Annotated in this window: 14 protein-coding genes; all 14 read right to left on the bottom strand. The window is 41.3% G+C overall.

The annotated features are described in order from the left end of the window. Positions 1 to 220 precede the first annotated feature (220 nt). Positions 221 to 1,090, bottom strand: coding sequence for a signal peptidase I (gene lepB / locus I6N96_RS11105; protein WP_209557611.1), 870 nt, complete (start codon positions 1,088 to 1,090; stop codon positions 221 to 223). 143 nt (positions 1,091 to 1,233) lie between these two features. After that, positions 1,234 to 1,650, bottom strand: coding sequence for a LysM peptidoglycan-binding domain-containing protein (locus tag I6N96_RS11100; protein ID WP_209557610.1), 417 nt, complete (start codon positions 1,648 to 1,650; stop codon positions 1,234 to 1,236). A gap of 23 nt (positions 1,651 to 1,673) precedes the next feature. After that, positions 1,674 to 3,020 (bottom strand): coiled-coil domain-containing protein, encoded by a 1,347-nt coding sequence (locus tag I6N96_RS11095; protein ID WP_209557609.1) that lies wholly within the window; start codon positions 3,018 to 3,020, stop codon positions 1,674 to 1,676. A 52-nt stretch (positions 3,021 to 3,072) separates the two neighbouring features. After that, positions 3,073 to 3,762, bottom strand: a complete 690-nt coding sequence (locus tag I6N96_RS11090) for a hypothetical protein (RefSeq protein ID WP_245186936.1) — start codon at positions 3,760 to 3,762, stop codon at positions 3,073 to 3,075. A gap of 253 nt (positions 3,763 to 4,015) precedes the next feature. Continuing rightward, on the bottom strand, positions 4,016 to 4,390 hold the full coding sequence (locus I6N96_RS11085) for a type II toxin-antitoxin system PemK/MazF family toxin (protein ID WP_209557608.1): 375 nt from the start codon (positions 4,388 to 4,390) through the stop codon (positions 4,016 to 4,018). An 11-nt stretch (positions 4,391 to 4,401) separates the two neighbouring features. Then, positions 4,402 to 5,523, bottom strand: coding sequence for an alanine racemase (alr, locus tag I6N96_RS11080; RefSeq protein WP_209557749.1), 1,122 nt, complete (start codon positions 5,521 to 5,523; stop codon positions 4,402 to 4,404). Positions 5,524 to 5,557: 34 nt separating this feature from the next. Further along, positions 5,558 to 5,908 carry a holo-ACP synthase gene (acpS, locus tag I6N96_RS11075; RefSeq protein WP_209557607.1) on the bottom strand — a complete coding sequence of 117 codons (351 nt, stop codon included), beginning with the start codon at positions 5,906 to 5,908 and terminating at the stop codon, positions 5,558 to 5,560. Positions 5,909 to 6,075: 167 nt separating this feature from the next. Continuing rightward, a complete protein-coding gene (cshA, locus tag I6N96_RS11070; protein WP_209557606.1) occupies positions 6,076 to 7,632 on the bottom strand; it encodes a degradosome RNA helicase CshA in 1,557 nt (518 codons plus the stop codon). Positions 7,633 to 7,992: 360 nt separating this feature from the next. Further along, positions 7,993 to 9,363: a UDP-N-acetylmuramoyl-tripeptide--D-alanyl-D-alanine ligase gene (locus I6N96_RS11065; protein ID WP_209557605.1), complete on the bottom strand. Its 1,371-nt coding sequence runs from the start codon at positions 9,361 to 9,363 to the stop codon at positions 7,993 to 7,995. Between the two features lie 165 nt (positions 9,364 to 9,528). Next, positions 9,529 to 10,605, bottom strand: coding sequence for a D-alanine--D-alanine ligase (locus I6N96_RS11060; RefSeq protein ID WP_209557604.1), 1,077 nt, complete (start codon positions 10,603 to 10,605; stop codon positions 9,529 to 9,531). Positions 10,606 to 11,370: 765 nt separating this feature from the next. Beyond that, the gene (locus tag I6N96_RS11055) at positions 11,371 to 11,841 is read right to left on the bottom strand and encodes a YaiI/YqxD family protein (protein WP_209557603.1); all 471 of its coding nucleotides are present in this window, start codon (positions 11,839 to 11,841) and stop codon (positions 11,371 to 11,373) included. 29 nt (positions 11,842 to 11,870) lie between these two features. Next, positions 11,871 to 12,875: a DNA topoisomerase subunit B gene (locus I6N96_RS11050; protein WP_209557602.1), complete on the bottom strand. Its 1,005-nt coding sequence runs from the start codon at positions 12,873 to 12,875 to the stop codon at positions 11,871 to 11,873. 17 nt (positions 12,876 to 12,892) lie between these two features. Then, positions 12,893 to 13,033, bottom strand: a complete 141-nt coding sequence (locus I6N96_RS11045; protein ID WP_209557601.1) for a hypothetical protein — start codon at positions 13,031 to 13,033, stop codon at positions 12,893 to 12,895. A gap of 124 nt (positions 13,034 to 13,157) precedes the next feature. Continuing rightward, positions 13,158 to 14,168 carry a sugar kinase gene (locus tag I6N96_RS11040; RefSeq protein ID WP_209557600.1) on the bottom strand — a complete coding sequence of 337 codons (1,011 nt, stop codon included), beginning with the start codon at positions 14,166 to 14,168 and terminating at the stop codon, positions 13,158 to 13,160. Between the last annotated feature and the right edge of the window lie 42 nt (positions 14,169 to 14,210).

Raw genomic sequence — 14,210 nt, 5'->3', positions numbered from 1 at the left:
TCTAAGTGAAATCGTAATTTACTGAGAATTGTTGCCAGAAATAGCGTCTTTATCTTATTTTTACTAATTGAAAGAAATCACAAAAAAATAAAAAAACATTGTATAAAGGCCTTAAGTCACTGTCCTTTATACAATGTTTTTTGTTTTTTACAATTTTTATTAAAATTCTATCGAAGGAGTTAACACAACTATAAATTATTTCTGTTTCAAAAAATTATTTTTAGCTGATCCAACCAATAGAACTTAATGGGCCGTAACGGAAAGAAACGATCCCTTCGATCGAACTGCTCCCGACAAGTCCAAAGTCACGGCTGTCTGTTGAATTCGTCCGATTGTCCCCTAAAACAAAGTAGCAGTTTTCAGGAATCTTATCAATCTGCTCCATCTGCTCTAGCGCTTTGGAGGAGAGCGTCACCTTGATTGTACCGTCAGGCAGATTATTAGCTGCAGTTTCTTCAATATTCTCAGGCATATTTCCGCCCTCATTGATGAAAAGATCTGTACCGTTGACCCACACCGCATCCCCTGGCATCCCGATTACACGCTTCACATATTGAAAGTCGCTGTCAACAGGAGGATCGAACGTAATGATGTCATAGCGTTCAGGCTGCTTAGTACGTGTTACGATCACTTTGTCGCCATTGATCAAAGTCGGATTCATTGAATCTCCATCGACCATGTGGGGAGATGTTTTGAAAATGAAAACAAAGACTATCGCAGCCATGATAACAACCGGCAGAACAAATTTTATGATTTCCAGTATCTGTTCCTTTTGTCTCTTCTTTCTGCGACGCTCGATTTCCTCGGGGCTCAATTTTCGTCTTTTCTTTTTAGGCCCTGTTTTTCTTTCTACAGGCTTTTTCTTCTTAACCTTATTCTCGATCACCCGAGGTCTTTCAGGTGCTTCCTGAGCCTCTGGACGCTGTTTAAGCTCACTCTCAGGTTTTCTTTTTAGTTTTCTCTTCTCTTCAGTCTTTTTAGTTTGACCAGCGAGATCTATTTTTTTTCTTTTATTCGTCATTGGGCGTTTTCCTGCTTGGGAATCCCCTTCACGTTTCATTCTTTTCAGGTTTTCTACAAACTCATCCATGTTGCACCTCAATTTACACTCTTATCTTTTTAAGGATAACAAAATGCTGTCTAATTTACCATATAAACAGCTAAAAACTAAAAGAGTTTTCAGCTTTTGTTGACCAAACTGAAAACTCTTTTATACTTTTGTGTAACTCGTGTCTATTTTTCTACAAGCAATTCCTGCCCAGTAAAGACGGCGCTATTGCTTAACTGATTGATATTCATCAAATCCTGTAGAGACATCTCTGTTGTCTGAGCAATTTCCCAAAGGTTCTGACCCTGCTGAACAGTATAGATTTCTGTTGGCCGTTCCTCTTCCGAAACAGGCTGCTGTTCTTCTGATGCAGCCGGCTGCTCCTCTACTGGCGGAGTGCTCTCCGCAGCAGCGTCTGTAGTTGACTCAACACTTGTACTGCTTGTAGTAACTACTGCATCCTTATTTTCTTCACTGGATACAGCACTTGTTTCAGGTGTCGACCCTTCAATTGCCGTCGTATTCATCAAGTAAGTAGACAGTCCAAGGATTCCACTAAAAAAGAACAATGCAGCAGTTATCTTCAGTTTATTCTTTTTCATATCGAATCACTCCTCACTGGCTCTTAGTTTCCATTTTTATCTAATCGAGAAAGCTTGTTCAATCTTTCTTCCAATTCACGATAGATAGTCATAACTTCATTCTTAGATTCTTCCACTTCATTTGAAATGTTTTTCGCACGATTACCGATATTCAGCATTTCCAACTCAGCCGAGTTGATCATATGCTTCGCTTCTACCTGTGCTTCGCTGATGATTCTATTTGCTTCCTTCTTAGCAGAAACCATTACTTCACCGATCTCTTGTTGAGATTTAAGTGCATCTTCCTGTAATGATTGGTTCTTCAACAGTAAATCGTTGATTTGCTGTTTCGCTTGTAAAAGTTCAGCCAGCTGTTCGCCCTTCACTTCACCAGTTGCAGATCCGCTTTGCAGTGCGCCCAGATCAGATTTAACTGATTCCAGCTCAGCTTCTTTCAGTTTATAGCTGTCTCTTAATGTTGCAAGCTCAGCTTCAAAAACATCCTTCTGAACAGAAAGCTTATCGTTTACTGCTTGAATTCGTCCAAGAGTGCTTTCAACTTCACTCTTTTCTCTAATAACAGATTCCAATTCTTTCTTCAATTCTTGTACATGTTCGCTTGCACCAGCAACAGATGTGTCTGTTGTCAGAGATGCAGCTCTGTTGCCCAGTTGTTTATTTTCATCTTCCAATTGAGTCAGTTTCTGTTGAAGATCGGCAATTTTTTGGGTAAGAGCCTGATTTTCTTCTTCACGAGTTTGAAGTTTTCTATTTAATTCTTCTAATTCCATTTTCACCGTCTCCAATGCTTCTTGTTTTTCCGTCACTGCCCCACGAGATGATAGTTGCGTTTGCAGTTGTGAAATTTCCTGCTCTTTTTCTGAAATCTTCGTTGTCAGCTCTTGGTTTTTCACTAAAAGCTCAGCTTCCAGATTACTGATTTGTCTTTGTGCTTCAGAATTTTCTTCCTGCAACTCTTGAATTTGCTGTTTCAGGGTTTCAGCTTCCGCTGAAGAAGATACGCTTTGTTCGCTCTTCAGTTCATCGATTTCAGCTTCACGCTGATTCAATAGTGTTTCCAGCTCATCGTTCTTGTCTGCCAAGGCTTCCATCTCATCCTGATGGCTTTCAACCTTAAGTGCCAGCTGCTTATTTTGCTGAGATAGTTTGAAATTTTCATCTCTTTCTTTCTCATAATCTTCTTCCTGCAGACGGTACTCTTCAAGCAGTTCTCTTAGATGTCTAATCTCCTGCTCCTGTTTTTCAAGCTGTTCATTCAAAACAGCAGAACTTCCAACAGTCTCTGTACTGCTTTCCGAATTCAACACATCCTGTGCCAATTCTTCATCAGAAACTTCGTTAATCTTTTTAATTAACCGTCTCTTTGCCATTTGTTCTACACCCCATCTTAAAATTCTCTAAAAAATTTATTATTTCGATCACTTACTTAAGTTCTACTTTTTTTAGCCCTTCATCTTGAGCGTCCTTCGAGTAAACCATTGACTCTTTCGTCAACGTGTTTGTCTTATCACGATATGTAAAATTGAAATCCAGCACAGCGACTTCCGGCACACTGCTCAACTCTGTCACAAATTTCTCTACATTTTTTTCCGCTGTAGTAAACCCGGAATAAGCCAGAGAAGAAGAAAATACAGAAATCGTCAGTGAATTCGTGTTCTGACTTCTGACGATCGTCACACTTACTTCACCAAAAAAAGGCTGCCATTCTCTGGAAAGCTGCAGCTCATAATTCTTTAAAGCTGCAGCATCTTGACTTTCCACGATTTTTCCCCACGAAAAATCAGCTAATTTCAAGCTGTTTTCCGTGTATTCTTCAACTGTAGCACTCTTGCTGCCTCCAAGCGTTTCCACTTCCGCTTTCAATGATTCATTATCTTGATCCAATGTGTACTGTTGATAAAGAATCCCTAATAAAAACAATGAAATGAGAATTAGTGCAACGATGATGGAAACGATCAGGCGGCTATTTTCCTGCTGCCTGTATACATTGATTTTTCTCTGCATCTTTGTGTTGTCTGCCGGCAGCCGATCAAGGTTAATTCTTTTAACCAGTTCGTAGCTGAAAAAGGCCAGCATGGCGATGACTAAGATGCCTATAATGATTATGACCAAATAAAAAACCCCTTTATAACATAATAAAAACACTAATCATTTGTGTGAAGTTATCTATTTTCTACCCAATTATACATAATCCATTGTAACATTACACTTTATTCTTGCCAACTTTTTTTTCTATTCGCTAGTAACTGTTCAAAAAAGCCGCGTTATCAAGATTCCCGAAGAGGATAATTTTAGAAAAATTGTCCTTCAGCGTTCCTCACTATGTATAGCCATTGGTCGATCCATTTCTTAAATGTCAAAACCATTATATCTGATATGTATCCACTGCTTCTTCCGCTTCAAGTATCCCTATGCTGATTCCTAAAGCTCGGTCTACATCTGTCATTACATCCATTCCCAGGTGACAAACTTTTTCTTTCAGCCTGGCTTTGTCAATTGTTCGTATCTGTTCCAATAAAATCACTGAGTCTCTTTCGATTCCCGTCTCCCCTGAATTGATTCCGATATGTGTAGGTAATTTCGGTTTAGCCATCTTAGCTGTGACAGCCGCAACAATGATTGTCGGGCTGAAATGATTCCCCAAATTATTCTGTATAACCAAGACCGGTCGAATACCGCCTTGCTCTGAACCAACAACAGGAGAGAGGTCTGCAAAATAGATATCTCCGCGTTTGACCATGGTAATCCTCCCTATTTATATTCTCTGTGTATCCGTTGTGAAAATGTGCAGGCTACTTCATAATGAATCGTCGAAAGTTGATCCGCCACCATCTGCAGGGTGATCACTTCTCCACCGTTTTTTCCAACCAAGGTAACCTCTGTGCCGTTGGGTACATATCCCGGCAATCGAATCATACACTGATCCATGCAGACTCTTCCGATAATTTCACATTTCTCACCATTAACTAAAACATAAAACCCCTGCATATGTCTCAGCCAGCCGTCAGCGTAGCCGATCGGCAATGTTCCTATCCATTCCTTCGGTGAAGCAACGACATATGTCTTGCCATAGCCTATCCCTGAGCCTTGAGGAAGCTCCTTCACTTGGATCAACGCTGTTTTCAGCTCCAATGCAGGTTTCAATGGATAGGTCTCAGAAATCGTCCTTCCGGAAGGATTCAAACCATACATCGCTATACCAAAGCGAATCATATTCCCGGGACTTTCCGGATGCCACAATGCTGCAGCGCTGTTCTCACTGTGAATATAGCGCGGCCGCTGCGGCAAACGTTCGATGATCTCGTTGAAAAAAGTTTCCTGCTTCATAAAATAAGCTGGATCGATTTCATCCGCTGTTGAGAAATGTGTGAATATTCCTTCGAATACCATCATGGGAGCTTCTTGAACCGTTTTTACAGCAATAAGCGTTTCTTCAATAGAGAGAAAACCAATGCGTCCCATTCCGGTATCTACTTTTATATGTATTTTCAACTGCTTTTCAGCAGATATCCCCATTAATATCTCCTGTGCTTCCTCAAGCCATTCTTGTGTCGCTGCTGTTACTGATAACTCATATTCCAACAATAACTCTATGTACATTGCTTCTACTACACCTAAAATCAAAATAGGCTCCGTAATACCGGCTTCTCTTAATTCTATGCCTTCATCCAATAAAGCGACACAGAACCCCGTTGCGCCTCCTCTACGTGCACTGTATGCTGCCTCAACAGCTCCATGCCCGTACCCATTCGCTTTAACTACAGCGAAAAGTTCTCTATCTTTTGGAAGCCTTGCAACTTCTTGAGATACATTTTCTGTAATTGCCTGTGTATCAACGATTATTTTTGTAGGCCGGTGAATGCCGCTGACCATCATATATCCCCCATCCCGTGCTTAATCTGTATTCCTATTCCTCTAAAGTAATCTGCGCGATCGCCAATGTATCTGTGTGGGAGATCGAAACAAACACTTTCCCCGGATGCGGAGATTTTGTAACGACAGGTGCGCCGTTCTCATCTCGTAAAATCTCTATTTCCTGAAAACCAACACCGGAAATACCTGTGCCCCATGCTTTTGAAAAAGCTTCTTTGCAGCAGAAACGTCCGCCAAGAAACTCGATCTGTCGGCGCAGGGAAAGTTGATTGAAAATCTCCAATTCATTTTCTGTCAGAACTCTTTTAACAAAAGAAGAACGGTTCTGAATGATTTTTTCAATTCTTGAAAGCTCAACAATATCTATGCCAATCCCTTTAATCATAATCTGTCCTGCACTCCAAATCAATAAATTAACTACATTCTATCAAAAAAAAAGCATTTTTCCTACAAGAACCCTTAAGAAAAATCAGAAAAGAAGGAATAAAAAAATCAGACTGCCGATAGCAGCCAGTTAAGGCTATACCCGCAGTCTGAAATAGTAGATGTTGTTTAGTTGTTTCCTTTTTCGCGAATGACAAAGCCACGACCCTTATCATTTCCACGTTTGGAAGAGTAGTTCTTCTTCCCTTTGTTATAGCTGCCGCCGTTGCCGCCGCCATTGCTATTGCCGTTACCGTTATTGCTCTTATTATTTTTACCTCGGTATGAACGACCGTCTTTACGTTGACGGTTTCCGCCGCCTCCGCTGTGACGCTTGTTCTTATTGAAGCCGCCGCTTTTCGGTGAAGGCAATGGACGTTCAGGCGTGATTTTTACTGGTACTGCATCTTCCGGATCATTTGAGATCGTCTTAAGAAGCAAAGCAGCCAGATCTTGAGAAGAATACTTCTCAAGTAACGCATCAGCTGAATCAAGATATTTATCCAAACCATTTTCTGCCAGTTTATCGCCAACTGATTCTAATGCAGCACCCAATTTTCCATGGAATGCTTCTTTTGCGGTTGGCGGCTTCAATGGAGACATTCTTTTCTTAGTCAGTGATTCAATCACGTGAAGGTAACCCATTTCGCTTGGTGTAACAAAAGTAACAGACATACCGCCTTTACCTGCACGGCCGGTTCTACCGATACGGTGAACATAGCTTTCAGGATCTTGAGGAATATCATAGTTGTACACATGGGTAACACCGGAAATATCCAGTCCTCTGGCAGCAACGTCTGTCGCTACTAAAATATCCAGATTCCCATTTTTGAATGAACGCAGAACGCTCATTCGTTTTTGCTGAGACAAATCACCATGGATTCCTTCAGCTTTATAGCCGCGCGCTTCTAGTCCACGTGCAAGCTCGTCTACTCTACGCTTTGTACGACCGAAAACAATCGTCAATTCAGGCGTCTGGAAATCCAATAATCGAGTCATGATATCGAATTTTTCATAGTCCTTTGAACGAACGTAATACTGGTCGATCAAGTCAGCAGTCATTTCTTTTGCTTTGATTTTAACGTGTTGCGGGTCTTTCATGAACTTAACACCGATGTTCTTGATTGCCGGAGGCATTGTTGCTGAGAACAGTAATGTTTGACGCTCAGAAGGAACTTGAGAAATAATTTTTTCAATATCCTCCAGGAAGCCCATGTTCAGCATTTCGTCTGCTTCATCTAATACTAATGTTTCCACAGTACCCAATTTCAATGTACGGCGGTTGATATGATCCAACAGTCGACCCGGTGTTCCCACGACGATATGTGGATGGTCCTTCAAGCCTCTGATTTGGCGACCAATATCCGCGCCTCCGTATACAGCTTGTACACGAATTTTTTTATCTTTACCAAGACGGTAAAGTTCTTCTTGTGTTTGAATAGCAAGTTCTCTTGTTGGTGCAATGACCAAGCCTTGCAGTACACGATTAGCAGTATCGATTTTTTCCAGCATCGGCAGACCGAATGCTGCTGTTTTACCTGTTCCTGTTTGTGCTTGTCCAATAACGTCTTTTCCCTCTAAAGCCAAAGGGATTGTTTCTCCCTGAATCGGTGTTGCTTCTTCAAAGCCTGATCGTTCAATAGCAGATAGTAATGTTGATGATAATCCAAGTTCGCTAAATTTCAATGTGATCCTCCTAATATCTTATTGTTCGGGAGCTTCTGCCCCAATTTCTAAACATTTCAACAAGTCAATAAATCCAGCCGCGGAGTTTGTTCCGTTGAATGAAACGGACCACCGAACCTTGAGGGTCTGCTTCACTCTATGTGAAATAGAGATATACTCTTTTATCAAACTATCTTATCAACTCTATCGAAAAATCCAATCGTATGAAGATTGACAACAGAAAAGCCAAACGGAATCGTTCAGCTGTTCAAGTTTTATATAAATACTTGGGGGGTATTTCCCGCCACCTATTTTTATTCAAATCTTCTGACAACAGCTCATTTTAGCACGAATTGAGCTTTTCAGCAAGTTTTATGAAAATCAACTTTCAGTTTGCAGAGCGGCAACAACTTCGGCTAAGCCCATCCCATTGCTCCCTTTCAATACAACCATATCCTGAGGTGCAAACTCTTCCTGCAAGGCCTGAATCAGCTGAGCTTTTTCCTCTTTTTTATAATGATGGGCATGCTCTTTATACCTTTCCTTCAGGTCATCATACAGACTGCGCATTTCTTCACCATACAGGAAAACCTCTGAAATTTCCTGTGGATTCAAAAATTCCCCTACAGAGCGATGCATGTCTTTTGATTCTGGTCCAAGCTCTAGCATATCGCCTAAAACAGCAAGACGTTTTCCATTGCCTGCCATCACTCTAAAGTTATCCAAAACCAGTTTCATAGCCGTTGGATTGGCATTATAGACATCACTTAGGATATCCGCTCCATTGGCAGCCTTCAGCCATTCCGTACGATTCTTTGTTACCACCAGCTCAGCCAGCCCTTTGGCAATCTCCTTTTCAGAGAGACCAAACCATTGACCAATCCCGACAGCAACCAGTGCATTTGTCACATTATATGATCCTGGCACAGGGATTCGAAACGGTTCCTTAAATCCGGTAATCGTGAAATCTGTATACTCTTTTCCAGCTTCGCTGACTGTTCCCTGATAGACAGCGTCTGAATTCCAGCCAAAGGTTTTGATTGTCTGGCTTCGTTCTTTTATCATCGGTTCCAGCAATGGTTCTTCGTTGGGAACCAGCAACAGACCATCTGATTTCAGTCCATCAACGATCTCCATCTTTGCAGCCGCAATCCCTTGCCTTGATCCCAGATATTCAATATGTGCCTCACCAATCATTGTGATAGCAGCTACATCCGGTTGGGCTAACTTAGATAGGAAAGAAATCTCTCCGGCATGGTCCATCCCCATTTCAAGGATGACTTTTTCTGTATCCTCCGGCATATGTAGGATCGTATACGGCAAGCCGATGTCATTGTTATAGTTTCCTTGTGTTTTATATGTTCGAAACTTTTGTGCTAAAACAGCATCCACCATGTCCTTCGTTGTCGTTTTTCCGTTACTTCCGGTGATGCCGATAACAGAGGGTGCCATCTTTTTCAGATAATAGACAGAAAGCTGCTGCATCGCTGTCAACGTGTCTTTTACCTGCAAAATCGGCAAGTCCTTTGGTGCTTCTTCTATGCTGCCCCAAAAAGCAGCGGCTGCGCCATTTTCCTGCGCTTTCCTTACAAATCGGTGTCCGTCAGCATTCCCAGCCAAAGGAACAAATAGGTTGCCCGATTTAATGATTCGACTGTCGAACTCTACTCCTGTCACAAAAAAATCTTCCCACTGTTTCCAGTTATTTTCAGCTTGTACCGCTTCAGCGATTTCCCAAAAACTTAATTTCACTGCGTTCTTCCTCCAATTGTCTATTGACTCAGATTATTGCTTTTTCCTCATCATTGCGTATAAAACAGCAAAAAGCCGAGACATCTATCTACGAAAAAATGTCCCGGCCGTCATTTCCTAATCAACAGTATTTTAAAATTTATGCCAACCGATCGACGGACTCAGTCAATCCTCTGTCATATGTCGACGCTGCTTGTATCGGTTCAAAGCCAGTTGGATCAATTCCTCGATCAGATCACTGTACTTCAGTCCCATGTTCTCCCAAAGTAATGGGTACATACTGAACTGTGTGAAGCCAGGCATTGTATTCAACTCATTAAGAAACAGTTCGTTTTTACTTGTTAAGAAGAAATCACAACGGCTCAATCCGCTGCCGTCTAAAACCATATAGGCCTTTTTCGCATAGCGTTGTGCCTCTTGATGTACCTCTGCAGGAATTTCCGCAGGAATCTGCATTGTGATTTTGTTGTCGATATATTTCGAATTATAGTCATAGAATTCAACATCCTTGACGATTTCACCTGCTGAAGTCGTTCGAACATCTTCATTCCCAAGGATCGCTACCTCAATTTCTCTTGCCTCGATGCCTTGCTCAACGATTACTCTTGAATCGTATTTATAGGCTTCCTTCAATCCATACTGAAGCTCTGCTCTGTTTTCCGCTTTACTGATTCCAACACTTGAGCCCATGTTCGCCGGCTTGATATACATTGGATAAATCAAAGAGCCTTCACATTGCTCAAAGATATGCTTTGGATTTTCTTTCCATTGATTTTCCAGTACCGGAACAAACGGCACCTGAGGAATCCCAACAGTTTGCAGTAAATATTTTGTCATGATTTTATCCATCGCTGTTGCACTAGCCAAAACGCCGGTTCCAACATAAGGAATATCCATCGTTTCTAAAAAGCCTTGAATCGTGCCATCTTCTCCATTTGGTCCATGCAGGATTGGGAAAACGATCGAGTCTTCTTCTTTGATTTCACAAGGAGTAATGACCTTCCCGGTAAAATCATCTTTTTCTGAGCTTTCGCCTTGAGGATTCCAAGTTAGATGTAAAACTGATTCGTCCTCCGGAGCCTCTGTCAAGGTAGGACCTTTGACCCACTGCCCTTCCTTACTTATATATACTAGCTGAACTTGATAATAATTATAGTAAACTGCCTTTAAAATAGAAAAAGCAGATAAGATCGAAACCTCATGTTCCTCGCTTTTCCCTCCATAGAGCAATACAATTTTCAAATTCTTTTCCTCCTAAATCATCCTGCTAAACCCAAGTTTGTGCAGACAAAAATACTTTTTCATTATTTTAGCATAAAAACAAAAATTGTAATAGAAGCAAATAAGAAAAGCTGAACGAGTTTGATCAGACTTTGAGTAAATTAGGAAATCCATTCAAAGATGCTCTTTATCTTTGTAATGGATTTATCTATTTACCGAAAAGTCTAACTCGTGAAGCTAGACAACTAGAAAAGCTGAACAGACTTGCTCAACTTCCGAGCAATAAAGGAACTTGACTCAATGATGCCCTTTATCATTGAAGGCAAGTTATCTTATTGTTGAAGAAGTTAGTCTGTGAAGCTGGACAACTAAAAAAGCTGAACAGACTTGCTCAACTTCCGAGCAATAAAGGAACTTGACTCAATGGTGCCCTTTACCATTGAAGACAAGTTATCTTATTGTCGAGGAAGTTAGTCTGTGAAGCTGGACAACTAGAAAAGCTGAACGAACTTGGGCAGCTCCCGAACAATAAGATGAAACTGACATGTAGTGCCCTTTACCACAAGGCATGTTTTGACTTATTGTTGAGAGGAGCTATGCCAGTTCGACTTTCCTGCTTTATTAGTCGAATGGTATGCGTGACGAACATAAGAGTAAATACTGTAGCAACAGCATTTACTAATCATTAACATGAGATAGCTGTTCGTGAAGCTAACTCCACTCATCAATCCATCATCCTACCTCATCAGCTTCTATTTACAAAGACCTGATTTTTCTATCAAAAATTCAGCCTTGTACCTCTTCATCTCTTCTTTGCTCTCTTTGAATCACTTCAATCAGCTTCTCTTTAAACGCTGTTCGATCTCCTTCAGTAAACGGCTTAGGCCCTTTTGTTCTACCACCGCTTTTCCTAACCTTCGCACTGAAATATCTTTGTTCCAATAACTGATCGATCGTCTCTTTCGTATATTCCCGGCCCAGTTGATGAAGGACAAAGGCCCCTTTAGGTAAGACTAAAGAAGCCAAGCCATAGTCCTGAGTAATCAGAATATCGCCTTTTTGGATCAGCTTGAGGATTCTAAAATCTGCTGAATCGGCACCTTTGTCAACATAAACAAAAGAAACAGCTTCCGGATATTCCTTCAATGAATAATGATCAACACTGGTAACAATTGTTACTTCCAATTGATATCGTTGTGCAATCTCTATCGCGGCCTCTTTGACCGGCGAACCATCTCCGTCAATAAAAATCTTCATGGGCTCGTTCCCCCTTAGCTCAGTCTCTATCAGCTGACATACCATGATGGATGTCGCGTCATAAAGCGAAATACTTCTTCTGAAATCGTCTCCCGCAGAATTTTGTATAGTTCAGGATTCCGAATTTTCTGCTTGACTGCTCCAGCATAACGCGGCCTTTTGACCTGTATAGAAAGGACAAAGTCAAAACGTTCGGGAAAATTCTCAATCGTCATGATTTTCATGCGACTGGTTTCTTCAAGAAATCGATTCATTCCATCCACAGCTCCCTGAATAAAACCATCCATATGTGTACCACCTTCGATTGGCAAATGCCCATTCACAAAACTATCTCTGATACTGGCCGATGGATTTTTAGATATGACAGCTTGAATCAGTACGTCTTCTCTGGCAGTCTTGATGATCAACGGCCGAATCCCTCGTGTCAGCGCATAATCCTTTTGAAAAATATACTCTACCAAGCCTTGCTCATACTGCAGGTGATTCTTTTGTCCTTCTCCATTAGCCAAGTTGATTTCCAAACCGCTATGGAGCATCGCCAGTTGCTGACAGCGATTGAACAGAACAAAATAGGAGACCTGCTTCGAACCTAAGTAAGCAGGGTTTGGTGTAAATGCCAGCTCCAGCCGATACTCTTCACTTTTTGAAGCTACCTCTGCCGCTTTCACCAATTTTCCTTGTTGATAAATTCGAATCTCCCTTTTCCTAGGTGTTTCCAGACTTAGTCCCACCTGTTCTGACAAGGCCAATAGTACCTGAATAGGCAAATGAGAAGAATACCCGTACTCATTTTCCAGCTTTAATCGCCATTCTCTCTTACATGTCAGGGAAAGAATGATCTGATTTTTTGAAAGTTCAATATTCAGTTGTGCTTTTTCCGGTAAATCAGCCAGCTTCAACAATTCATCAAAGAGCTGGATCATCATATTTTCAAACCCGGAAAGACCAAGCGCACCAATGAACATACCCGGACGTTTCCGAATATTTTCCAGTGCCTGCTCATCTTCTAAAACTTTCCAGAAATCCTCAGACATCTCGCTTCCTCCTGCATTTACTCCAGCTCCCAGTGAGCCATCTTCTCTATTATAATGAAAAACAGTCTGAAACGAAAGTAAGTTAGAAAACTATCTGAAAACTCTTTTCCTTTTTCAACAATTTCACCCTTATCTACTACGATTTTCTTTGTTTCCACTCTAGCAATTCTCCAAAAAAAAAAGACCGAAACACCTGATTAAAAAAACAGACGTTTCGGAAAGCCTCATTCACTGAAGATAAAATAGAAAGAATCTTCTTTATATGATTCGCTAGGAATCAAATCAACGAATCAGATCAACAGTCGGATGCTCCATGATGTGTTCAACCTGTTTTCTGGTTGTTAGCGGAACATCTCCTTGGATCGTATGCGCCAGTACACCATTTGCTGTGGCAAAGGCCACTGTTTTTGCAGGCTGCCAGTTTTCTGCGTAACCTAAAAGAACTCCTGCAGCATAGCCGTCCCCTGCACCGATACGGTCAAGATTGATGATTTCTCTTGGTTCTGCCAACTCATAGCCTTTTTCAGAAAATAGGAATCCAGAAAGATAATACTTGTCGTCCTGTCTCGTTCTAAAGGTTCCGGCAAACTGTTCAATCTCGTACTTAGCCATGAAATCTTCTGCCAGCTTCTTGAACTGCTCTGCACTGTCTAAGGCTTCATCTACACGCATATTTAGAAGGTCTGTCAAATCCCTTTGACTACCGAAAACAATATCACAATATGGTAGGATCCGCTCATATTGCTCACGCATAAACGCTGCCTCATTATTCTTGTTCAAGCTTGGACGGAAATTGAAATCAAAACAAATCTTCTTGCCTTGTTTGTGGGCTTTTTCTGCTAGTGCAAAAGCTGCTGCTCTAGTTTCATCTGTCAGGCTCAACGAGATCCCGCAAATATGCACAAGGTCTGTTTCCTTTAAGAAGTCATCAAAGGCATAGTGAGAAGCACTGCTGACACCAAAAGAACTGCTGTGACGATTTTGGTAGGTTACCTGAGTCGGACGTGGTCCATAGCCCATTTCGGCAAAATAAGAGCCAATATGATTGCCTTCTTGGCCAATCCATTTATCACTGATTCCCAATTGACGGACACTTGCTTTCGCGGCTTCCCCCAAACGATTATCCGGAAGATTGGTGATTAGACTTGTTTCACAACCAAAATGCGACAGATTACTTAAAATATTGACGCCTGTTCCTGTAAAATCCATCCGCAAATCCTTCGTCTGCTCAAGCATCAGGTATTCAGGAGGGGTCAAACGCATCATGATTTCTCCAAAAGCTGAAATTCTCATTTTTTCATCCTGCCTATCCAGCGTCCTGAATCAGCCCTTAAA

This window comes from Enterococcus larvae (assembly GCF_017830045.1).
Taxonomy (GTDB): Bacteria; Bacillota; Bacilli; order Lactobacillales; family Enterococcaceae; genus Enterococcus_L; species Enterococcus_L larvae.
This window is presented reverse-complemented; position numbering and strand designations above follow the sequence as displayed.